Source organism: Pseudomonas sp. Teo4 (assembly GCF_034387475.1).
In the GTDB taxonomy this organism is placed as follows: Bacteria; Pseudomonadota; Gammaproteobacteria; order Pseudomonadales; family Pseudomonadaceae; genus Aquipseudomonas.
Genome location: NZ_JAXCIL010000001.1, coordinates 3231852 through 3253477, shown reverse-complemented (window position 1 = coordinate 3253477; position 21626 = coordinate 3231852). Strand labels below are relative to the sequence as shown.

Genomic DNA, 21626 nt, shown 5'->3' with positions numbered 1-21626 from the left:
GCGGGCCGGTGGTCTAGTCGCCGGCCCGTTCATGTTGGATGGTTTTTTTGGGGCCCTGTATGGGCTGAGGCACCATTGAAATGGCGTTGATCGTACAGAAATTTGGCGGCACCTCTGTCGGTTCCATCGAGCGAATCGAGCAGGTAGCCGAAAAGGTCAAGAAACACCGTGAGGCGGGCGATGACCTGGTGGTTGTGCTGTCGGCCATGAGCGGTGAAACCAATCGTCTGATCGATCTGGCCAAGCAGATCACCGATCAGCCGGTTCCGCGTGAACTGGATGTGATCGTTTCGACGGGCGAGCAGGTCACCATCGCCTTGCTCACCATGGCCTTGATCAAGCGTGGTGTGCCAGCGGTGTCCTACACCGGCAACCAGGTGCGCATCCTCACCGACAGCGCGCACAACAAGGCGCGCATCCTGCAGATCGACGACCAGAAGATTCGCGCCGACCTCAAGGAAGGGCGTGTAGTCGTGGTCGCGGGCTTCCAGGGCGTCGACGAGCACGGCAGCATCACCACCCTCGGCCGTGGTGGCTCCGACACCACCGGCGTGGCCCTGGCGGCTGCGTTGAAGGCTGATGAGTGCCAGATCTACACCGATGTCGATGGCGTCTACACCACCGACCCGCGTGTTGTGCCGCAGGCCCAGCGCCTGGAGAAGATCACCTTCGAAGAGATGCTGGAAATGGCCAGCCTCGGTTCCAAGGTGCTGCAGATCCGTTCGGTGGAGTTCGCCGGCAAGTACAACGTTCCGCTGCGCGTGCTGCACAGCTTCAAGGAGGGTCCAGGTACCCTCATTACCATTGATGAAGAGGAATCCATGGAACAGCCGATCATTTCCGGTATCGCCTTCAACCGTGATGAGGCCAAGCTGACCATCCGCGGCGTGCCGGATACCCCGGGCGTTGCGTTCAAAATCCTCGGCCCGATCAGCGCTTCGAACATCGAAGTGGACATGATCGTGCAGAACGTCTCGCACGATAACACCACCGACTTCACCTTCACCGTACACCGCAACGAGTACGAGAAGGCGCACAGCGTGCTGGAAAACACCGCGCGCGAAATCGGTGCCCGTGAAGTAATTGGCGACACCAAGATCGCCAAGGTCTCGATCGTTGGCGTCGGCATGCGTTCCCACGCAGGTGTTGCCAGCCGCATGTTCGAAGCCCTGGCCAAGGAGAGCATCAACATCCAGATGATCTCCACGTCCGAAATCAAGGTTTCGGTGGTCATTGAAGAGAAGTACCTGGAGCTGGCCGTTCGCGCGCTGCACACCGCGTTCGAACTTGACGCTCCGGCCCGACAGGGCGAGTAAGACGCTGCCTGGAGGGGCGCGGCTTGCCGCGCCCTTCGCGTTTCTGAACGTTATGCAGGCCCTGTCCTGCCTGCATGGCATTCGACCCAAGGCCGTGTCGCCTGTCCACGACCCGGCCCTGATACCAACGACTGTTATCCCTGACTGTTTTGCGTAAGGAGAAAGCTATGTTGATTCTGACTCGTCGGTGCGCCGAGAGCCTGATCATTGGAGACGGCGAGATCACCGTGACGGTGCTCGGCGTCAAAGGAAACCAGGTGCGTATCGGCGTCAGCGCCCCTAAAGAAGTGGCCGTTCACCGCGAAGAAATCTACCTGCGAATCAAGAAAGAGAAGGACGAGGAGCCAAGCCTTTAATTTTTTTGAAGTTTTTTCAAAAAAAAGGGTTGCAAACGAGGAAGAGCCTGTTTAATATTCGCCTCGTGTTGCGGTGAGGTGGCCGAGTGGCCGAAGGCGCTCCCCTGCTAAGGGAGTATACCTCATAAGGGTATCGGGGGTTCGAATCCCCCCTTCACCGCCATTATTCGCTTAGGGCGCTGTAGCTGATCAGGCATCTTGCCAAATCGTTCAGCGACCTAAAATGCGCAGCAAGACACGGACTCATAGCTCAGCTGGATAGAGTACTCGGCTACGAACCGAGCGGTCGGAGGTTCGAATCCTCCTGAGTCCGCCACTTTTGAAGTGGCTTTGCTTGTCAAGGCGGCTTCAAACAACCAGTGGTAATCTGGTCTAAAACTACCATCTACGGACTCATAGCTCAGCTGGATAGAGTACTCGGCTACGAACCGAGCGGTCGGAGGTTCGAATCCTCCTGAGTCCGCCACTTTTGAAGTGGCTTTGCTTGCCAAGGCGGCTTCAGTCAACCAGTGGTAACCTGGTCTAAAACTACCATCTACGGACTCATAGCTCAGCTGGATAGAGTACTCGGCTACGAACCGAGCGGTCGGAGGTTCGAATCCTCCTGAGTCCGCCACTTTTGAAGTGGCTTTGCTTGCCAAGGCGACTTCACTCAACCAGTGGTAATCTGGTCTAAAACTACCACCACGGACTCATAGCTCAGCTGGATAGAGTACTCGGCTACGAACCGAGCGGTCGGAGGTTCGAATCCTCCTGAGTCCGCCACACATCAAGAAGCCCGCTCATTTGAGCGGGCTTTTTGTTTTTTCATGCCGCAGAATTGTCTGTGAAGTGCAACTAAGCTTTCGTGTAGGAGCCGGCTTGCCGGCGATGGCTGCATAGCGGCCCAGGCCCACGTAGCACTGAAAGCCCGCAGGCACATAACAAATGTGCTTTTAACATCTGAACAGCCGTCGCACTGATAGCTTCGAGCGTTGTCCTAGCTTTATCGCGCAAACGATTGTTCTGGCCAAAAATTTAAGCGATCTGACAGCTTAGGCAGTGTATGATTGCGCCCGTCAGCCCCGCCGGGGCTTGTGGAATACCACCATGGACTTACCCAGTAGTTACTCCTTAACAAGATTCATACAGAAAGATCTGACCGATTGATTCTCCCGGCGTGCTCCGCTGCTGGGAGTGGAGTTCGCCTATGACTGAAGTAGAAGTAAAGAAAGGCCAAGAGAGCCTGCAGGATCGTCTGGCCCAAGTGGTCGAGTTGCTGCAGCGCCAACGTGTGGTCGAGGACCTGACGCACCGTCAGGAAGGTCATCACCACGACCTGGTGGAAAACCTCGTCCACCGTCAGAATCTGGTTGAGCTGCAACGCAAGCTCGACGACCTGCACCCTGCCGACATCGCCTACATCCTCGAAGCATTGCCTCTGGAAGACCGTATGACGGTCTGGCAGCTGGTGCGCTCGGATCGCGATGGCGACATTCTCCTCGAAGTCTCCGACGCCGTGCGGCAAACCCTGATCGCCGACATGGACGATCACGAGCTGCTGGCCGCCGCCAAGGAGATGGACGCCGACGAGCTGGCTGACCTGGCCCCCGAGTTGCCGCGAGACGTCATTCACGAGCTCATGGAAAGCCTCGATGCCCAGCAGCGTGAGCGCGTGCGCTCGGCACTGAGCTACGACGAGGAGCAGGTTGGTGCGCTGATGGACTTCGAGATGGTCACCATCCGTGAAGACGTCAGCCTCGAAGTGGTGCTCCGTTACCTGCGCCGGCTCAAGGAGCTGCCAAACCACACGGACAAGTTGTTCGTAGTCGATTACGACGGCATTCTCAAAGGCGTTCTGCCGATCAAGCGTCTGTTGGTCAACGACCCGGAGAAGAAGGTGGCGGAGGTCATGGCGACTGACCCCGTGTCCTTCAAGCCTGAGGAAGATGCCTACGACGCGGCTCAGGCTTTCGAACGTTACGACCTGGTTTCCGCGCCGGTGGTAGATAAGAGCGACCGCTTGATTGGCCGTCTGACCATCGATGAGATGGTCGACCTGATCCGTGAGGAGAGCGAGAGCGAAGTGCTGAACATGGCCGGTCTGCGCGAAGAGGAAGACATCTTCGCCTCGGTCTGGCGTTCGTTGCGTAACCGCTGGGCGTGGCTGGCGATCAACCTGATCACGGCATTTCTGGCGTCCCGTGTCATTGGCCTGTTCGAAGGCTCGATTGAAAAGCTGGTGGCGTTGGCGGCGTTGATGCCGATTGTCGCGGGTATCGGGGGGAACTCGGGTAACCAGACCATCACCATGATTGTGCGCGCCATGGCGCTTGACCAGGTGTCGCCGGGCAATACCGCGCGGTTGATGCGCAAGGAGCTGGCGGTGTCGCTGCTCAACGGCCTGATCTGGGGTGGTGTGATCGGTGTAGTTGCCTTCTGGCTCTACGGCAGTTGGTCGTTGGGCCTGGTGATGACCGGGGCAATGACCTTGAACTTGTTGCTTGCGGCGCTCATGGGGGTCCTGATTCCAATGACCCTGACCCGTCTGGGGCGTGACCCTGCCATGGGGTCGAGCGTGATGATCACTGCCGTGACCGACAGTGGCGGCTTCTTCATCTTCCTGGGGTTGGCAACGCTGTTCCTGATGTAAAGGGTGTTGCCAGTTGGGGCTGCTTCGCAGCCCTTCAAGACGCAAGGCCGCCTCTGTGGCCGCAACGAAAAAAGCCAGCTTGCGCTGGCTTTTTCATGCTCGCTTGAAGCCCCTTATGAGGCGTCGGCGGCCATTTCCACATCGTGAGCGATGAGGGCTACCAGCGCATTCTGCTGGCGGTGTGAAAGCTGGCGGAAGCGTTGCAGCAACTCGCGCTCATGCAGGGACAGTTCTGGACTGTCCAGGCGCATGCTCAGCTCGTCACCCAGCGCACCTTCCTGGATAAGGCTTTGCTCCAGGCGAGCGATGATTTCAGAGTTCATGCTGCGGTGGTGGTTGCGCGCTACCTCGGCAATGCGCTCACGCATCCCGTCTGGCAGGCGGACGACAAACTTGTCAGCGGTGCGGCTCGAATAGATAGCCTGTTTCATTGGGCGCATATAAATTGACCGGATTTACTGGTTCAGGGGAAGCGGTTCTCAAATTGGCCGCACGGGGTGGAAGTACGACCGTGGCGACGACAAAATGTTCAACCGTCGTAAAAATTTGGGCGCTCATCTTGCCTCAAGGTCGCCGTTTCCTTGGCGTCAATTCTGTGACAAATAGTGAGCCGGATAAAGGCTTTTTGCCAGTACCAATTATCAGAAATGAGCACTGGTTTGAAAAGTTTTGCATGTACCGGCACGCCACACCGTCAGACCTTTGCCGTCAAAAACTGGTAAATCGCAGCAAAGGGCCGGGAAAACACCTAGAATGCGCGGGTTTCCCTCCTTAGAGCATAGTGGCTATGCAACATGACGCAAGCGCCCGCAATACACCCTCAGGCCGCCTGATCTATCTGGTAGGACCATCGGGTTCGGGAAAAGATTCCCTTATTGATGCGTCGCGTGTGAAATTGGCCGCAGCGGGGGTGGAAATTGCCCGTCGGGTCATCACCCGATCTGCAGAATCCAAGGGGGAGGCCGCCCACGGTGTCACGCCGGAGCGCTTCGAAGAGTTGCGCAAGGCCGGCGCGTTTGCCATGCATTGGCGGGCCAATGGACTGGATTATGGTATTCCCTCGCAAGTGGACCAATGGCTGAGTGAGGGGCGGCATGTGTTGGTCAACGGCTCGCGTGCATACCTGCCCTTGGCGCGGCAGCGTTACCCCGAGATGCTGGCGGTGTGCATTGCCGTGACGCCTGAGGTGTTGCGGCAGCGTTTGCTGGCAAGAGGGCGCGAAACACCGGAGGAAGTGGAGCAGCGTCTGGCGCGCAATGCCCTGTTGCAAGCCGAGCATGAACCGGGCGTGCATGTGCTGGATAATTCCACGTCGTTGGAAGTGGCCGTTGAGGCGTTGCTGGCTTTGCTGAGGCAAGAACGACTGATCCAATGAGCGGCTTGCCAACCTCGGAAATGGATTACGTGCAAAAAGCCCGATAGAGACATGACAAACGGCAATGCGCTGGTTAACATGATCGCCATCCTGTCGTGCAGCGCTCGCTGTCGGCGTCTGTGTCTCAGTAGCTCAATTGGATAGAGCATCCCCCTCCTAAGGGGAAGGTTGCAGGTTCAATTCCTGCCTGGGACGCCATTTAATGCATAGCGTTTTGCAGATCACCCCCACCATGTTGTTTCCTGCTCGAGATTCAGGCGCGAAATCCTGATCGCCGGCACTCGCGCGCTTAAAGTTTCCTGTCAGCATGCCGATCACTTGGTCACTGGATACGGGCAATGAACCCGTATCGCCAATGGTTGGAGTTCCTGCCTCGTGGGGTAGGGTGCGTCGCCTTGCGTCCACTTCAATTCATGCCCCGCTGCCGGTCGACGCAGCCTGCGGTGGGCATTGGTCTCAATGAGTTGTGAAGGGGCAAGTATGAATTTTTATGTCAACCAGGTGAAAAACAAGCCGGACTACCGAGGCTCGCTGTTCAAGGGCGATATCTTCCTGGAGACCGGCCTTGGTAATGCACATGCTCTGTGCGCCCTGGCCCGGCAGAGCATCACTGCCGCGTTCGATGGCGAGACCGACCACCAGTCACTGCACAAGATGATGCCGGTGGAAACCTTCGTCGAGCGTGTCACCGCGCTGAAGCGCCAGTTCACCAACGGCCCAGACGCCAAGGCGATGATCCGCGACTTCATTCGCGAGATCGGAGCCGACCCGAAGGATTACATCTTCGACGTGCCTCGGGTGCGTGTGGTACCCAATTACGACTACCTGCATGCCGGTGTGAGTTACGCCTACAAGCCACACCGCGACACCTGGTACGGCAGCGTCGAAAGCCAGGTGAACACCTGGATGCCGGTGTACAGCATCGAGCCCGAACAGACCATGATGATCAACCCGGCTTACTTCGATCGGCCGGTGCAGAACAGTTCCGCCCAGTGGAGCCTGAACGACTGGATCAACGTGCAACGGCACAAGGCCTCGCAGAACATCACCGAAGAGACTCGGGTGCACCCAGTGCCGCTGGAAGACATCGATACCAGCGCCGAGCTGCGTGTGGCTGCCAACAGTGGTGAGATGCTGATCTTCTCGGGCGCTCACCTGCACGGCACCGTTGCCAACTTCACCGACAAGGTGCGCTTCAGCGTGGACTTCCGCCTGATCCACCTGCAAGACTTGCTGCACAAGCGCGGCGCGCCGAACGTCGACAACGGCTGTTCGGACGCAGAGGCCGGCTTCAAAGACTTTTTCAATGCCAGCGACTTTTCGCAATTCCAGGGAGTTAACCCATGACCAAGCGTCGTCTGACTGCTGCCGAGGTCGAGTACAACGAAAAGCGCGCCAGCGTGCTGAGCCGTGTCGATGCCCAATACGTGGCTGATGCGCCGTTCGTGTTTGCCAACCGTATCGCCGTGACCGCTGCACTGTCGCGCATCGAACTGTTCAAGATGGTCCAGGATATTCCTGGTGCCATCGTCGAGTGCGGTGTGTACAAAGGCAACTCGCTGATGCTGTACATGCAGCTGTCGATGATCCTGGAGCCTTACGCGATCAACCGTTCGATCATTGGTTTCGACACCTTCGGCGGTTTTGCCAGCATCGATGCCGAACAAGATCCGGCCGACATCAACGAAAGCATGTTCTCCGACACCGACGAGACGCTGATTCAGGACATGATCGAGGCCAACGACCTGATCCGTCCGGTCAACCGTATCCCGCGTTGCGAGATCGTCAAAGGCGACATCCTGGAAACCGTACCGGCCTTCGTGAAGACCCGCCCGGACCTGGTGGTGGCGATGCTGATCCTCGACACCGACCTGTACAAGTCGACCAAGGTGGCGCTGGAAACCTTCCTGCCGTACATGCCCAAAGGGGCGATCGTGGTGCTGGACGAAGTGGCCTATCGCAACTTCCCGGGCGAAACCCAGGCGCTGCGCGATGTGCTGGACCTGAACAAGATCGAACTCAAGCGACTGCCGTTCGATTCGTCGGTGGGCTACTTCCGCGTCTGATGTGAAGTGCCGGCATGAAAGGGCGCGGCGCTGCTGTAAGCCCTTTCATGCTTGCCACCTGATGGTCAGACCGACATGGCGTCCAGGGCTTTTTCGCGCTCATCCGCGCTCTGGGAGGTGGCGATGTCAGCACCTTGCTGCGCTTGGACTTCACGAAGCGCCTGCTGTTGCACCTTGACTTGTGTGTCCATCTCGATGTCTTCCTTGATCCGCTGGGCTATCTGCTCACCGATCTTCTGCTTCTGCTCTGGCGGTAGGGCTTCATACTCCTCCGGTGTCATCCCCAATTCCGCGAGCACTTTCTCCTGCACCTTCTGCTCCGGGGTCTTGGCCATGTATTCGCGGAACTCCCGAACGGCATCGCTGGTGTCCTGCTTGCTGACGCTCGCCTGCTGCCGTGCGGCAATGTCGGGATTCTGCAGTGCTACCTTGAGTTTGGCGAACGCCTCTTCGCGAGCGTCCTCGGCGTTCTGTTGCGCGGTGTTGCCCTGACTGTTCTGCTGGGCCGAGGCATTGTTGGTGGTCACCGGGGCGCGCACTTGCACGGCTTCGGCAACCGCCAGCTCGCTGCTCACCCGGTTTTGTTGGGCAATGTTGGTCTGCCAGTTCAGGCCAGTGGATGTGATAAGCATGTTTCCTCCTTGGAAAGGTAAAAGGCAGGGAGTAGGGGCAAAACCTGTGCCAGCGCTGAAAAGCCGGAAAATAGAGCACTTCGGCTATTTCCGGCGGGCATCTGCTCGGAATATGCTTGCCTTTTTGCGGAATGACCTTGCCGTCTGCGGCAAGCATCAACATGTTTCGGCAGCCTTGAACGTGGCGCAGTTGCTGGACACCAGGGAGAGCGTCCATGAACCAGGAATCAGCACCGGCGCCTGCCGGCTTTACCGAACAACAACTGCACCTGCTGTTTGAATTGATCAGTGACGGCATCTGGGATTGGAACGCCAATACCGGTTACGTCTATCGAAATCCGGGTTGGTACGCCATGCTCGGTTATGCCAGCCACTCCATGGCCAATACAGTACTGACCTGGGAGAGCGTGATTCACCCGGAGGACTACCCGCGGGTGATGGCGCATTTCGAGGCCTACATCAATCAGCGCAACGAGCGCTACCTGATCGAATACCGCTGCCGCTGCCAGGATGGCAGCTATTTGTGGATCGAAGACAGTGGTCATGTCATCGCGCGCAATGAAGACGGTTCGGTGGCCCGCATGCTCGGTGCCCATCGCAATATCGATGCCGGCAAACGCCTGGTGGCGCAGCTCAAGCAAAAGAACCAGTCACTGGAAACCCAGGTGGCCGAGCGTACCCGCGAGCTGTCGTGGGTGAACCAGCAACTGCAGCGCCAGCTGGACGAGAACCGCGAGCTGGCTGAACGGGATGCGCTGACCCGCATCGCCAATCGATATCGCCTGGAAAAGGTGCTGCACCAGGAGTGCGAGCGCGCCCAGCGTTTCCGTCAGCCGTTGTCGCTGGTGGCCATGGACCTGGACGATTTCAAGCCTATCAACGACCGGTATGGCCATGCCCGGGGCGACGCGGCACTGGTCGACGTCGTCGAGCATCTGCGCACCGGGCTGCGTGAGCTGGACCTGCTGGCGCGTTGGGGTGGTGACGAGTTTGTCATGGTCATGCCGCACACCACCCTGGAGCAGGCGCTGGAGGTAGCGGCGAGGTTGCGCCAGGTAATGGACAAGGTCGAGCCGGTCGGCGACTGCCGCCTGACCATGAGCTACGGCGTGGTGCAATTGCGCGAGGGTGAGGCCCCCGAGGAGGTGCTGGTGCGAGCTGACAAAGCCTTGTACCGGGCCAAGGCCGCCGGCAAGAACACCATAGCTGAATGAAAAAAGACCCGCGGCGCCTGGGGCGCAGCGGGCCAACATCGGCCGCAGCCGCTTCAGTGTCAGATATGCAGGGCGTGGCCCAGAGCGCGTAGCGCCGCTTCCTGTACCGCCTCGCCGAGGGTCGGGTGAGCGTGGATGGTGCCGGCGATATCTTCCAGTCGCGCGCCCATTTCCAACGACTGGGCAAACGCGGTGGACAGCTCGGAGACCGCCACGCCTACCGCCTGCCAGCCTACGATCAGGTGGTTGTCGCGACGCGCCACCACGCGCACGAATCCGCTTTTGGACTCAAGGCTCATGGCCCGGCCATTGGCGGCGAACGGGAACTGCGCGACGATGCAGTCCAGGCCTTGCTGGGCTGCCTGCTCGGGTGTCTTGCCGACCACCACCACTTCCGGGTCGGTGAAGCACACCGCCGCGATTGCGCTGGGTTCGAAACGCCGTGCCTTGCCAGCGATGATTTCGGCCACCATCTCACCTTGCGCCATGGCGCGATGGGCAAGCATGGGTTCACCAGCCACGTCGCCGATGGCCCAGACATTGCGCATGCTAGTCTGGCAGCGGTCGTCGATGGCGATGGCTGCGCCATTCATCTTCAGGTCCAGGCACTCCAGGTTGTAGCCTTGGGTGCGGGGTCGACGCCCGACCGCCACCAGCACCTGGTCGGCCTCCAGGCTCAACTGTGCGCCCTGGCTGTCGCGGGCCAGCAGGCAGCCATTGGCGTAACCTTCGACGCTGTGGCCCAGGTGCAGCTGGATACCCAGTTTTTTCAGGGCCTCGGCTACTGGCGCAGTCAGTTCGCTGTCGTAGGTCGGCAGGATGCGCTCGCGCGCTTCCACCACGCTGACCTCGGCACCCAGCTTGCGGTAAGCGATGCCCAGTTCCAGGCCAATGTAGCCGCCACCCACCACCACCAGATGCTTGGGCAGTGCCTTGGGCGCCAAGGCCTCGGTGGACGAGATGACCGGGCCGCCCAATGGCAGCATCGGCAATTCGACGCTGTGCGAACCGGTGGCCAGCAACAGGTGCTCGCACTGGATGCGCTGGCCGTCCACTTCGACGTGCTTGCCGTCGAGAATTTTCGCCCAGCCGTGGATCACCTTCACGCCATGCTTTTTCAGCAACGCCGCCACGCCGGTGGTAAGGCGGTCGACGATGCCGTCCTTCCAGGCCACGCTACGGCCGATGTCCAGGTTCGGCGAACTCACGCTGATGCCCAGCGGCGATTGTTCGGTGTGCCGGCACGCCTGATGGAACTGTTCGGCCACATGGATCAGTGCCTTGGACGGAATGCAGCCGATGTTCAGGCAGGTGCCGCCCAGCGCCTGGCCTTCAACCAGTATGGTGGGAATGCCGAGTTGCCCGGCGCGAATGGCGGCCACGTAGCCGCCAGGGCCGCCGCCGATGATCAGCAGTGTGGTATCGATAGTCTGTTGCATGCTCACTCCACGAACAGGCAGGCGGGTTGCTCAAGCAGGCCACGCACAGCCTGGATGAACAAGGCGGCATCCATGCCATCGACCACTCGGTGGTCGAACGAGCTGGACAGGTTCATCATCTTGCGCACTACGATCTGGCCATCGATCACGACGGGCCGCTCGACAATGCGGTTGACCCCGACGATGGCCACCTCCGGCGTGTTGACCACTGGCGTGCTGACGATGCCGCCCAGGGCGCCGAGGCTAGTGAGGGTGATGGTCGAGCCGGTCAGTTCTTCACGGCTGGCTTTGTTGCTGCGGGCAGCTACGGCCAGGCGTGAAATTTCGCTGGCATTGCCCCACAGACTGCCCGCTTCGGCATGGCGCAGCACCGGTACCATCAGGCCGTTGTCGCCTTGGGTGGCGATACCCACATGTACCGCACCGTGGCGGGTGATGACCTGGGCCTCGTCGTCATAGGTGGCGTTGATTTGCGGGAAATCGCGCAGGGCCACGACCAGGGCGCGCACCAGGAACGGCAGCAGGGTCAGCTTGCCACGGCTGTCACCATGCTTCTGGTTCAGTTGCTGGCGCAGGGCTTCAAGCGCGGTGACGTCGATTTCCTCGACATAGCTGAAGTGCGCAACCCGGCGTTTGGCATCCTGCATGCGCTGGGCAATCTTGCGGCGCAGGCCGATGACCTGCACCTGTTCGCTGTCGGTGCGTTTGGCATAGCCACCAGGCGCCTGACCGACGCTGGCTTGCGGTTTGCTGATGAAGGCATCGAGGTCTTCGTGCAGGATGCGTCCGGCTGGGCCGCTGCCGTGTACGTAACGCAATTCGATGCCGGCATCCAGGGCGCGCTTGCGCACGGCGGGGGAGGCCAGTGGTTTTTCATTGGCCTGGCGCGGCACGATGGGGGCTGCGGTGCAGGAAGCAGTGCCCTGGCTGACCACCGGCTGCGGTTGCGGCGCAGCAACAACCGGTGCGGCAACTGCAGGCGCCTCGACTGGCTTGGCCTGCGGCACATCCACATGGTTGCCGCTGCCTTCCACTTCGATGCGGATCAGCTCGCTGCCGACCGCCATCACCTCACCAGGCTGGCCGCCCAGGGCCAGGACCTTGCCACTCACTGGCGAGGGAATTTCCACGGTGGCTTTGTCAGTCATGACATCGGCCACCACCTGATCTTCGGTGATCACATCACCGACCTTGACGAACCACTCGACCAACTCGACCTGCGCGATGCCTTCGCCGATGTCCGGCATCTTGATGACGTGCGTGCCCATTCAGACCTCCATGACCCGTTTCAATGCCGCGCCTACCCGCGAAGGGCCTGGGAAGTAAGCCCATTCCTGTGCGTGGGGGTAGGGGGTGTCCCAGCCGGTGACGCGCTCGATGGGCGCTTCGAGATGGTGGAAGCAGTGCTCCTGAACCAGCGAAACCAGCTCGGCGCCGAAACCGCAGGTGCGGGTGGCTTCGTGCACCACCACGCAACGGCCAGTCTTCTTGACCGACTCGACGATGGTTTCCAGGTCCAGCGGCCAGAGGCTGCGCAGGTCGATGACCTCGGCGTCCACGCCAGTCTCTTCGGCGGCTACCTGGGCCACGTAGACCGTAGTGCCGTAGGTCAGCACGGTGACATCGTTGCCGGCGCGGGCGATCGCGGCCTTGTCCAATGGCACGTTGTAATAACCGTCCGGTACTGCGCTTTGCGGGTGTTTCGACCAAGGCGTTACCGGGCGGTCGTGGTGGCCGTCGAACGGGCCGTTGTAGAGGCGCTTGGGCTCGAGGAAGATCACCGGGTCGTCACATTCGATCGAGGCAATCAGCAGACCTTTGGCGTCGTAGGGGTTGGACGGCATCACCGTGCGCAGGCCACAGACCTGGGTAAACATCGCCTCCGGGCTCTGGCTGTGGGTTTGCCCACCATAGATGCCACCGCCGCAGGGCATGCGCAGAGTCAGTGGGGCGATGAACTCGCCTGCCGAGCGATAGCGCAGGCGCGCCATTTCCGAGACGATCTGGTCGGAGGCTGGGTAGAAGTAGTCGGCGAACTGGATTTCCACCACTGGCCGCAGGCCATAGGCGCCCATGCCCACGGCGGTGCCGACGATGCCGCTTTCAGAGATCGGCGCGTCGAACACGCGGGACTTGCCGTACTTGTTCTGCAAGCCCTCGGTGCAGCGGAACACGCCGCCGAAGTAACCGACGTCCTGGCCGTAGATCACCACGTTGTCGTCGCGCTCAAGCATGACGTCCATGGCCGAGCGCAGGGCCTGGATCATGGTCATGGTGGTGGTGGCCATGGCGGTTTCCGGTTTGATGCTGTTGTTGTGATCGTTCATCTCAAACCCCCATTTCCTGGCGTTGGCGGCGCAGGTGATCGGGCATTTCCTTGTACACGTCCTCGAACATGGAGGCGGCGCTCGGGATATGGCCGTTGGCCAAGGTGCCGTACTGCTCGGCTTCCTTCTGCGCGGCAATCACAGCGGCTTCAAGTTCGGCGGTGACGGCCTGGTGTTCTTCCTCCGACCACTGACCGATGGCGATCAGGTGCTGCTTGAGACGGGCGATCGGGTCGCCCAGCGGGAAGTGGCTCCAGTCATCGGCAGGGCGGTACTTGGACGGGTCGTCCGAGGTCGAGTGCGGGCCGGCACGGTAGGTGACCCACTCGATCAGGCACGGGCCAAGGCCACGGCGGGCACGTTCGGCGGCCCAGCGCGAGGCGGCATACACAGCCACGAAGTCATTGCCGTCGACCCGCAGCGAGGCGATGCCGCAACCCACGCCGCGCCCGGCGAAGGTGGTCGATTCACCGCCGGCGATGGCCTGGAAGGTGGAGATCGCCCACTGGTTGTTGACCACGTTGAGGATGACCGGGGCACGGTAGACGTGGGCGAAGGTCAGGGCGGTGTGGAAGTCCGACTCGGCGGTGGCGCCATCACCGATCCAGGCGGAGGCGATCTTGGTATCGCCCTTGATCGCCGAAGCCATGGCCCAGCCAACGGCCTGCACGAACTGGGTCGCCAGGTTGCCGCTGATGGTGAAGAAGCCTGCGTCGCGCACCGAGTACATGATCGGCAGCTGGCGGCCTTTGAGCGGGTCGCGCTCGTTGGACAGCAACTGGCAGATCATCTCCACCAGTGACACGTCACGGGCCATCAGGATGCTTTGCTGACGGTAGGTGGGGAAGCACATGTCGGTGCGATTCAGGGCCAGGGCCTGGGCGCTGCCGATGGCTTCCTCGCCCAGGCTCTGCATATAGAAGGACATCTTCTTCTGGCGCTGGGCGACCACCATGCGGTTGTCGAAGATCCGCGTCTTGAGCATGGCGCGCATGCCTTGGCGCAACACCTGCGGGTCGATGTCCTCGGCCCAGGGGCCCAGGGCATTGCCCTGTTCGTCCAGCACGCGAATCAGGCTGTAGGACAAGTCGGAGGTGTCGGCAGCGTCGACGTCGATCGGGGGTTTACGGACAGAACCCGCGTCGTTCAGGCGCAGGTAGGAGAAATCGGTCTGGCAGCCTGGCCGGCCGGTAGGCTCGGGCACATGCAAACGCAGGGGGGCGTACTCGTTCATGCTTTTTACGCTCGCTCGGATGTTGTTTTTGTGAGCTTTGAAGCGGCCGCCGCTGAGTACCGGCTCGTGACTGGTAGGTCAGCGTCATTTACATCTTAGTGGCACGGCAGGAGAATTTTTCTCTCAAGTTGGTTGCCTTTGCGGTGCGGCGCAGATAAACATTCCCCATAAACACAAAAAACCGGTGAATTTGTCTCATGCGCAAACTCGATCGTACCGATATCGGCATTCTCAACAGCCTTCAGGAAAACGCCCGCATCACCAACGCAGAGCTGGCGCGCTCGGTAAACCTCTCGCCCACGCCCTGTTTCAACCGGGTCAAGGCGATGGAGGAACTGGGGGTGATCCGTCAACAGGTGACATTGCTGGCGCCCGAAGTGTTGGGGCTGGATGTGAATGTGTTCATCCATGTCAGCCTGGAAAAGCAGGTGGAGCAGTCGCTGCACCGCTTCGAGGAGGAGATTGCCGAGCGTCCGGAGGTGATGGAGTGCTACCTGATGACCGGCGACCCCGACTATCTGCTGCGGGTGTTGTTGCCGAGCATCCAGGCCTTGGAGCGGTTTCTCGATTACCTGACCCGGCTGCCGGGGGTGGCGAATATTCGCTCCAGTTTTGCCTTGAAGCAGGTGCGTTACAAGACCGCATTGCCGTTGCCGGCGAATGGAATGACATTACGGGAGTAGGGCGTATCAGCCCTATCGCCGACAAGCCGGCTCCCACATGGACCGGGCAGATCTTGAGATCACTGCCGTACCTGTGGGAGCCGGCTTGCCGGCGATGAGGCCGGTGCAGACAGCAGCGGATGTCCTGGTCATGGGTGCTTGATATTTTAAACACCCCCAGCCTAATGTTGTTGTAGCTGATAACAACAAGGACAGCGTCATGACCACCGCCAGCCCGCGCTCGCTCGCCGAGCACCTCAAGGGCATCGACCAGATCGAATGCGTCACCCCCGACCTCAACGGCGTCCCGCGCGGTAAGGTGATGACCGCCGAAGGCTTTCTCGAAGGCCGTCGCCTGCAGATGGCGCGTGGTGTATTGCTGCAATGCATCATGGGCGGCTACCCGCCGGCGAAGTTCTACGGCAGCGACGATGGTGACCTGGCCCTTGCTGCAGACCCTGCCCATATTTATCGCCTGCCTTGGGCCGATGATGGGCTGGCCTTGGCGATTTGCGATGCCAATGAGCTGACCGGCAGCCCGTCAGGCTTGTCCACCCGTGGCCTGCTCAAGGCCGTCATCGCCCGTTACGCCTCCCTGGGCCTGGCGCCGGTAGTGGCGACCGAACTCGAGTTCTTCGTGTTCGCCCCCAACAGTGATCCGCTTCAGCCTTTCTTGCCGCCCCTGGGTAACGATGGCCGCCGCGAGCTTGGCCATTCGGCGTTCAGCGTCAGCTCCAACAACGGCCTGCGGCCATTCTTCGCCGAGGTGTACCAGTGCATGGCGGCCTTGGGCTTGCCGCGTGACACCTTCATGCACGAGATGGGTGTCAGCCAGTTCGAGATCAACCTGCTGCACGGCGATCCGCTGTTGCTGGCCGACCAGACCTTCCTGTTCAAGCACCTGCTCAAGGAAGTGGCACTCAAGCATGGCCTGACCGTGGTCTGCATGGCCAAGCCATTGGCCAGAACACCGGGCAGTTCCATGCATATCCATCAGAGCCTGGTGCAGATCGACACGGGGCGTAATGTGTTCAGCGATGACCAAGGGCAGCCGACCGAAACCTTCTACCACTTCATCGGCGGCTTGCAGGCTTGCATGGCCGATTTCACCGCGCTGTTCGCGCCCAACGTCAATTCCTATCAGCGCCTGTGTCACCCCTATGCGTCGCCGAACAATGCCTGCTGGTCCGAGGACAACCGTGCCGCGGGCCTGCGCATTCCTGCCAGTGCGCCGGTGGCGCGGCGGGTTGAGAACCGCTTGCCTGGGGCGGACGCCAACCCTTACCTGGCCATCGCGGCGAGCCTGGCCGCAGGCCTGCATGGCATCGAGCAACGTCTGCAGCCGACGCCAGCGATTCAGGGTGAGTTCGAGGTGCCCGAGTCCTTGAGCCTGCCGTGCACGCTGCATGCCGCGCTGCAACGGCTCAAGCGCAGCGCTCTGGCGCGGGAGTTGTTCGGCGGCGAGTTCATCGACGGTTACCTGGCCACCAAGACCCTGGAGCTGACGGACTTCTTCGATGAGATCACGCCGTGGGAGCGGCGGGTGTTGGCAACACAGGCCTGAACGCGACACAACCACGACTGGACACGCCGCTGACCAGGTATTTCGCCGTCAGGGGCCTGCGCTGTGGTTGATTTGCTTTTATGCTTGCCTGCATGCCAATGCCACCTGACCAGGGAGCTAGACGGGAAGTATGCGTAATATCTGGAAGCCGTTTCAGTCGCTGTATTTCGCTGCCTTGATGATGCTGATCGGCTCCGGCCTGCTCAGTACCTACCTGGCGCTGCGCCTGGCGGCCGATCATGTCGACAGCCTGTGGGTCGGTGCGCTGATGGCGGCCAACTACTTCGGCCTGGCTGTGGGGGGCAAGGTCGGTCACCGGCTGATCGGTCGGGTGGGTCATATTCGTGCCTACGCCACCTGCGCCGGTATCGTCGGTGCCGCGGTGCTAGGCCACGGATTGACCAGTTGGCTGCCAGTTTGGGTCGGGCTGCGGATGATCGTCGGCCTGGGCATGATGTGCCAGTACATGGTGATCGAGAGCTGGCTCAACGAGCAGGCAGAGGCCAAACATCGTGGCGCGGTGTTCAGTGGCTACATGATCGCCTCCTACCTGGGGTTGGTGCTCGGCCAGTTGATTCTGGTAGTCCACCCGCAACTCGGGCCGGAGCTGCTGATGCTGGTCGCCATGTGCTTTGCTCTGTGCCTGGTGCCGGTTGCGATGACCCGGCGGATTCACCCGGCACCCTTGCGTCCGGCACCGATGGAGCCGAAGTTCTTCATCAAGCGGGTGCCGCAATCACTGAGCACGGTGTTGGGCTCGGGCCTGATCGTAGGCTCCTTCTACGGTCTGGCGCCGCTCTATGCATCCAGCCAGGGGATGTCCACCGAGCAGATCGGTCTGTTCATGGGTAGCTGTATCTTTGCGGGGCTGGTGGTGCAGTGGCCATTGGGCTGGTTGTCGGACCGCTACGACCGTGCGGTGCTGATCCGCAGTGTCGCGGTGGGGCTGGCGTTGGCCTCGGCGCCACTGGCCATCATGCCCAGCGTGCCGCTGGAGTTGCTGTTTGGCATCGGCTTCTTGATTTCGCTGTTGCAGTTCTGCCTGTATCCGCTGGCGGTGGCGTTTTCCAATGACCACGTCGAAAGCGAGCGACGGGTTTCGTTGACCGCCATGCTGCTGGTCACCTATGGCGTGGGCGCTTGCATCGGGCCGCTGGCGGCAGGTGTGCTGATGAAAGTGCTGGGTGCGCAGATGCTCTATGCCTTCTTCGCGTTTTTCGCGCTGGTGCTGGTGTGGCGTATTCGGCCGAAAGCGGTCACTGGTCTGCATCAGGTGCAGGATGCGCCGCTGGGTCACGTGGCGATGCCAGCGGCAGGTTCGCCATTGTCCGCGGCGCTTGACCCGAGGGTGGATGAGCAGACCGTGCAGGATGTGATGCAGACGCCAGTGGCGGCAGAGGACACCGAGGAGGAACAGGCGCCAGCGGCAAACGGTGTCAAGCCTGAGGCGGAGGTGGATAGGTCGGTTTGAAGCCGCATGTGCCCGCCGGAAACGCGCGCTGCCGCCGGCGGGTCATAGGCTCAGGAGACCTTGATGTTGTGCAGGTGGAATTTCAGTATTTCACCGTCCATCTGCCCGGCATTGAGAAACCAGTGGCGCAGATGCGGGGTGCTTCTTCTGTAGATGCTCTCGACTTGCGCCACTCTGTGGCCGTTCCTGTCGCGCAGGTAGAACGCTATGTTTTCGGCGTTCTGGATATCACCATCCCAAGCCTGGAGTGTTTCGATCTTCCATATCGGCTGAAGAGCGGGCAGGAGGTTGGCAGGATTCAGCGCGTCAATGACTCTCCCTATCACGTGAGTGCCGTATAAACCCAACCAGCCGTTCTTGTTCTGTTCGAGTCTCGCGCCCGCATATTGCCATGTGTCTGCGCAATTGACTCGGTAATGGATGCGGTCATTCTTTTTCTCGATGAACAGGAATTGGAACACGATCGGCTTGAAGCTCAAGGTCGCGCCTCGGCGGTCTTCGGTGCATAGCCAGCCTTCCTGATCGGCGGAAAAACGCGGATCCGCAGCCAGCGGCGTCTCGACTACTCCCACTCGGCCATACTGGCAGTGCAGTTCGGCGGTAAATGTGCGTTGCAACATTGTTTGTCCTCGTCTGAGCGCGCCCAGGTCAAGCGCGACGCAAGCCACACTAAGCAGGCAGTCACTTGCCGGTAACTCGGAAACGTTGCTGTTGCGAGGGAAACGAAAACGCCACCCATGGGGTGGCGTTCGTCGATGATGCGGGGCAATCAGTAGTCGTCTTTATCGAACCGTCGCGCTTCACGCTGCAGCTGGTAGACGAAACTTTCAATCTTGCGTTGTGCCTGGCCGTTGAGGTTGTGGAAACGTACACCGGCGAAGGTGGTGTTGATCCGCTCCTCGAAGTGCAGGTGGCGCAACTCGACCATGGTGTCCACCAGGCCCAGTGGGTTGCCGGCCTTGAAGCGCTCGTACACCTGGCCCAGTTGCAGGCGTTCCGATACATCGCCGTCAAAACGCAGCTTGCAGCCGGTGGCCGAGATATCCAGCAGTTTGCCACGCAGCGCGCCATTGCCCTTGAGGTGAGTGCCGTCCAGGATGACGTCGACCAGCTGCGACAGTTTCAGCGCTGCGCGGAAGGCATTGCGGCGCTGGTGGTAGGTCATCTCCGTTGGCAAGCCGCCGCGGTAGCAGCGGTGGCCATCGACTTCACTGATGCGCAGCGGGTGGTTGCATTCCCAGGCAATGCGCACGCCATCGTGGAAGCCTTCGACACGGAACGGTTCGCCGTTCTCGATGAATTTCTCGCCATCGCGCGGGATCATCTCATCCAGCGCCAGGACATCGCTGTCGCGGTCCACTTGCACTACGTAACTCTGGAATCGCTGGCTACGTTCATGGAAGGTGATGATCAGAGGATCATGGCTTTCCTGCAACTGGCGCAGGTTGGCCGCGATCTCCAAAGGCGTGGTCAGCACCTTTGGTGGCTGCGGAGCGTCGGTTTCATTGAACACGGGTTATCAATCTCCAGGCAAAAACGGCACACGCAAGTTACGGCATTTTGCCAGTATGTTCCGTGCCTTGATAGAACTAATCACACTTGGCTGAGCGCCCGGGGCTTGCTCATTGGCGAGGTGGTGCCACGGCTGTCGTAGAGGGACGGAGAGTCACCACCGTTGAGGATTCTGATCTGGTTGGCCGTGGTGTGTTGTTGCATCTGGATGATTCGGCCATTGGTCTCGTTGACCTTCTGGCAGGCATCGAGCAACTGGCTGAGCACCTCAAGCTGCTGCAGGATGAGATCGCCGTTGGGCGACTGTGCGGCCAAGGCCTGCACGCCTGCGCGGTCCGGGCTCAAGCCCAGGCTGGTGAGTAGCTGGTTGCGCCGCAGTCCCTGCTGTTCGAGCAAGACGATCAACGACTGTTTGCGGGCCAGAATGTGCTCCAGCACCATCATGTCACGGCCATGCAGGACAACGGCTTCCTTTTCGAGAAGGTCGAGCAGTTCCTGCGTGGGTGCGATGTCGTCTTCGATCAGTTGCAGCAGAGTGATGTCGTGCATGGCTAACTCTTGGCCTTTATTAGCGTCCGTGAAGTCAGCGCGCCGTAAGGTTAGCGCTGAGCTTCGAAATCAAGCAGTTTGCTGGCGACCCGGCCGGCATCGACCTGGTAGCTGCCATCTGCGATCGCCTGTTTCAACTGGGCCACACGGGCGCTGTTGACTTCAGGTTGATCGCGCAGCTTGTCGCTGATCTTCTGCAACTGCTGAGCCTCTTGGCTGAGGTGTACCGCTTCTCCGCTGGCGCTGGCGCTTTTCGGCGCTTCATTGGTTTCGCCGGTTTTGTCGGCGTTGCCGGACGCGGTGTTGCCGCGCACGCCGCCCGTTATGGACGGAGAGTTATTCAAACGACTGAAGTCGATGACCATGATCAGAAACCTCTGGGTATTTGGACGCTTGCCTTGTTTTCGGCCAACCTCAAAGAAACTTTAGGCACAAATGCATAGCCGCCTGTCAGCAAGCTCGCGAACCCGTTTTCTGACACAGTTTAGGAAATGCGGTTCCCTACTGCCAGCCCATTCTACATGGCTACCTCCACCTGGCCCGGGCCTGTGACCCGTGCCTTGACCACCCGTTTGGAATTCAGGTTGCGGATGCGGATCTGTTCGCCGATGCCGCCCTTGGTGAGGGCTTCGCCCGGCATGCGCACGCTCAGGGTGCCGCTGCGCGCAACGATCACCACGTGGTCGCCCTTGCGCACCACCTCAGCCTGTTCAAGGTGCTGGGGGGTAAGGACTTGATCGAGCACGGTGGGGCGCAGCACTTTCATCTCCAGCGCCTGGTCGAGTTCGGTGAGAAAGCCCTGGCTGAGCGTGCCAACGTCGCGTTCGCGCAGGGCTACATCCCCCTCACCGACCGTACTGCCGCGCTTGAGCGGGCGAGTGACCACCACGACATCGCGGTACAAGCGCACGGTGGCCGGCACGAACACCGTCCATGGCGCGCTGCCATCGCAGCGTACCCGCACCGTCACCCGGCCCAGCGGCTGCGCCGGGCTCTCCAGCGAGGCGTCCAATTGCTGGCTGCACAGCGGCATGCGCAGGCGTGGGTCGAGCGAGTTGACCTGGATCTCGTAGCGGCCCACGGTCTGGGTCGTGGCCAGGTAATCCTCGACGGTAAATTCAAGAAACCCTTGGGTGACACCGATAAGCTGTTCAGGCAAGGTGAACGCGTCCGCCAGCGTACGAGCGCCGGGTGCCAACAGGCACAGCGCGGCGAGCGTGCTGCTCAGTAGGCGGGTCAATCGTCGGAAAAATGTCGTTTTCGTGTACATGGCACTC

General features: G+C 60.5%; 21 protein-coding genes and 6 tRNA genes. 16 read left to right on the top strand and 11 right to left on the bottom strand.

Features of this window, described 5'->3' with window-relative positions; genetic code table 11:
* Window positions 1-80 precede the first annotated feature (80 nt).
* The 8 genes from PspTeo4_RS14600 (at window position 81) to mgtE (ending at window position 4304) form a co-directional block, all read left to right on the top strand.
* Window positions 81-1316, top strand: a complete 1236-nt coding sequence (locus PspTeo4_RS14600) for an aspartate kinase (protein WP_322364513.1) — start codon at window positions 81-83, stop codon at window positions 1314-1316.
* Window positions 1317-1483: 167 nt separating this feature from the next.
* A complete protein-coding gene (gene csrA / locus PspTeo4_RS14595; RefSeq protein ID WP_003254503.1) occupies window positions 1484-1672 on the top strand; it encodes a carbon storage regulator CsrA in 189 nt (62 codons plus the stop codon).
* A gap of 72 nt (window positions 1673-1744) precedes the next feature.
* Window positions 1745-1835, top strand: a tRNA-Ser gene (locus tag PspTeo4_RS14590).
* A gap of 76 nt (window positions 1836-1911) precedes the next feature.
* Window positions 1912-1988: transfer RNA gene (locus tag PspTeo4_RS14585), tRNA-Arg, on the top strand.
* A 73-nt stretch (window positions 1989-2061) separates the two neighbouring features.
* Window positions 2062-2138: transfer RNA gene (locus tag PspTeo4_RS14580), tRNA-Arg, on the top strand.
* A gap of 73 nt (window positions 2139-2211) precedes the next feature.
* Window positions 2212-2288, top strand: a tRNA-Arg gene (locus PspTeo4_RS14575).
* A 72-nt stretch (window positions 2289-2360) separates the two neighbouring features.
* A tRNA-Arg gene (locus PspTeo4_RS14570) sits at window positions 2361-2437 on the top strand.
* Between the two features lie 424 nt (window positions 2438-2861).
* Window positions 2862-4304, top strand: coding sequence for a magnesium transporter (gene mgtE / locus PspTeo4_RS14565; protein ID WP_322364512.1), 1443 nt, complete (start codon window positions 2862-2864; stop codon window positions 4302-4304).
* Between the two features lie 113 nt (window positions 4305-4417).
* On the opposite strand, the gene PspTeo4_RS14560 is transcribed toward mgtE, so the two are convergent.
* On the bottom strand, window positions 4418-4744 hold the full coding sequence (locus PspTeo4_RS14560; RefSeq protein ID WP_003254499.1) for an Arc family DNA-binding protein: 327 nt from the start codon (window positions 4742-4744) through the stop codon (window positions 4418-4420).
* Between the two features lie 347 nt (window positions 4745-5091).
* On the opposite strand from PspTeo4_RS14560, the gene phnN reads away from it, so the two are divergent.
* The 4 genes from phnN (at window position 5092) to PspTeo4_RS14540 (ending at window position 7745) form a co-directional block, all read left to right on the top strand.
* Window positions 5092-5679, top strand: a complete 588-nt coding sequence (gene phnN, locus PspTeo4_RS14555; RefSeq protein WP_322364511.1) for a phosphonate metabolism protein/1,5-bisphosphokinase (PRPP-forming) PhnN — start codon at window positions 5092-5094, stop codon at window positions 5677-5679.
* Window positions 5680-5800: 121 nt separating this feature from the next.
* Window positions 5801-5877, top strand: a tRNA-Arg gene (locus PspTeo4_RS14550).
* Between the two features lie 282 nt (window positions 5878-6159).
* A complete protein-coding gene (locus tag PspTeo4_RS14545; protein WP_322364510.1) occupies window positions 6160-7026 on the top strand; it encodes a hypothetical protein in 867 nt (288 codons plus the stop codon).
* On the top strand, window positions 7023-7745 hold the full coding sequence (locus PspTeo4_RS14540; protein ID WP_322364509.1) for a TylF/MycF/NovP-related O-methyltransferase: 723 nt from the start codon (window positions 7023-7025) through the stop codon (window positions 7743-7745). The genes PspTeo4_RS14545 and PspTeo4_RS14540 overlap by 4 nt, the downstream gene beginning before the upstream one ends.
* Before the next feature lie 65 nt (window positions 7746-7810).
* Here PspTeo4_RS14540 and PspTeo4_RS14535 read toward each other — a convergent pair whose 3' ends face one another.
* Complete coding sequence (locus PspTeo4_RS14535) at window positions 7811-8377, bottom strand: hypothetical protein (RefSeq protein WP_322364508.1); 567 nt, start codon at window positions 8375-8377, stop codon at window positions 7811-7813.
* A gap of 215 nt (window positions 8378-8592) precedes the next feature.
* Here PspTeo4_RS14535 and PspTeo4_RS14530 point away from each other — a divergent pair, with 215 nt between their 5' ends.
* A complete protein-coding gene (locus PspTeo4_RS14530; protein WP_322364507.1) occupies window positions 8593-9591 on the top strand; it encodes a diguanylate cyclase in 999 nt (332 codons plus the stop codon).
* 59 nt (window positions 9592-9650) lie between these two features.
* Here PspTeo4_RS14530 and lpdA read toward each other — a convergent pair whose 3' ends face one another.
* The 4 genes from lpdA to PspTeo4_RS14510 are packed head-to-tail and all read right to left on the bottom strand — an operon-like array spanning window position 9651 to window position 14591.
* Complete coding sequence (gene lpdA / locus PspTeo4_RS14525) at window positions 9651-11030, bottom strand: dihydrolipoyl dehydrogenase (protein ID WP_322364506.1); 1380 nt, start codon at window positions 11028-11030, stop codon at window positions 9651-9653.
* 2 nt (window positions 11031-11032) lie between these two features.
* Window positions 11033-12298 (bottom strand): dihydrolipoamide acetyltransferase family protein, encoded by a 1266-nt coding sequence (locus tag PspTeo4_RS14520; RefSeq protein ID WP_322364505.1) that lies wholly within the window; start codon window positions 12296-12298, stop codon window positions 11033-11035.
* Window positions 12299-13357: an alpha-ketoacid dehydrogenase subunit beta gene (locus PspTeo4_RS14515; protein WP_322364504.1), complete on the bottom strand. Its 1059-nt coding sequence runs from the start codon at window positions 13355-13357 to the stop codon at window positions 12299-12301.
* Between the two features lies 1 nt (window position 13358).
* Complete coding sequence (locus PspTeo4_RS14510; RefSeq protein WP_322364503.1) at window positions 13359-14591, bottom strand: 3-methyl-2-oxobutanoate dehydrogenase (2-methylpropanoyl-transferring) subunit alpha; 1233 nt, start codon at window positions 14589-14591, stop codon at window positions 13359-13361.
* A 197-nt stretch (window positions 14592-14788) separates the two neighbouring features.
* On the opposite strand from PspTeo4_RS14510, the gene bkdR reads away from it, so the two are divergent.
* The 3 genes from bkdR (at window position 14789) to PspTeo4_RS14495 (ending at window position 18288) form a co-directional block, all read left to right on the top strand.
* Window positions 14789-15274 carry a Bkd operon transcriptional regulator BkdR gene (gene bkdR, locus PspTeo4_RS14505; protein WP_023381577.1) on the top strand — a complete coding sequence of 162 codons (486 nt, stop codon included), beginning with the start codon at window positions 14789-14791 and terminating at the stop codon, window positions 15272-15274.
* Window positions 15275-15575: 301 nt separating this feature from the next.
* The gene (locus tag PspTeo4_RS14500; protein WP_322364868.1) at window positions 15576-16817 is read left to right on the top strand and encodes a glutamine synthetase family protein; all 1242 of its coding nucleotides are present in this window, start codon (window positions 15576-15578) and stop codon (window positions 16815-16817) included.
* A 130-nt stretch (window positions 16818-16947) separates the two neighbouring features.
* On the top strand, window positions 16948-18288 hold the full coding sequence (locus PspTeo4_RS14495) for an MFS transporter (RefSeq protein WP_322364502.1): 1341 nt from the start codon (window positions 16948-16950) through the stop codon (window positions 18286-18288).
* 50 nt (window positions 18289-18338) lie between these two features.
* On the opposite strand, the gene PspTeo4_RS14490 is transcribed toward PspTeo4_RS14495, so the two are convergent.
* From PspTeo4_RS14490 to flgA, 5 genes are all read right to left on the bottom strand, one after another.
* On the bottom strand, window positions 18339-18908 hold the full coding sequence (locus tag PspTeo4_RS14490) for a hypothetical protein (RefSeq protein ID WP_322364501.1): 570 nt from the start codon (window positions 18906-18908) through the stop codon (window positions 18339-18341).
* A 149-nt stretch (window positions 18909-19057) separates the two neighbouring features.
* Window positions 19058-19801, bottom strand: a complete 744-nt coding sequence (locus PspTeo4_RS14485) for a flagellar brake protein (RefSeq protein ID WP_322364500.1) — start codon at window positions 19799-19801, stop codon at window positions 19058-19060.
* 80 nt (window positions 19802-19881) lie between these two features.
* Window positions 19882-20349: a flagellar protein FlgN gene (locus PspTeo4_RS14480; RefSeq protein WP_322364499.1), complete on the bottom strand. Its 468-nt coding sequence runs from the start codon at window positions 20347-20349 to the stop codon at window positions 19882-19884.
* 50 nt (window positions 20350-20399) lie between these two features.
* On the bottom strand, window positions 20400-20714 hold the full coding sequence (gene flgM / locus PspTeo4_RS14475; RefSeq protein ID WP_322364498.1) for a flagellar biosynthesis anti-sigma factor FlgM: 315 nt from the start codon (window positions 20712-20714) through the stop codon (window positions 20400-20402).
* A 152-nt stretch (window positions 20715-20866) separates the two neighbouring features.
* Window positions 20867-21619 (bottom strand): flagellar basal body P-ring formation chaperone FlgA, encoded by a 753-nt coding sequence (flgA, locus tag PspTeo4_RS14470; RefSeq protein ID WP_322364497.1) that lies wholly within the window; start codon window positions 21617-21619, stop codon window positions 20867-20869.
* Between the last annotated feature and the right edge of the window lie 7 nt (window positions 21620-21626).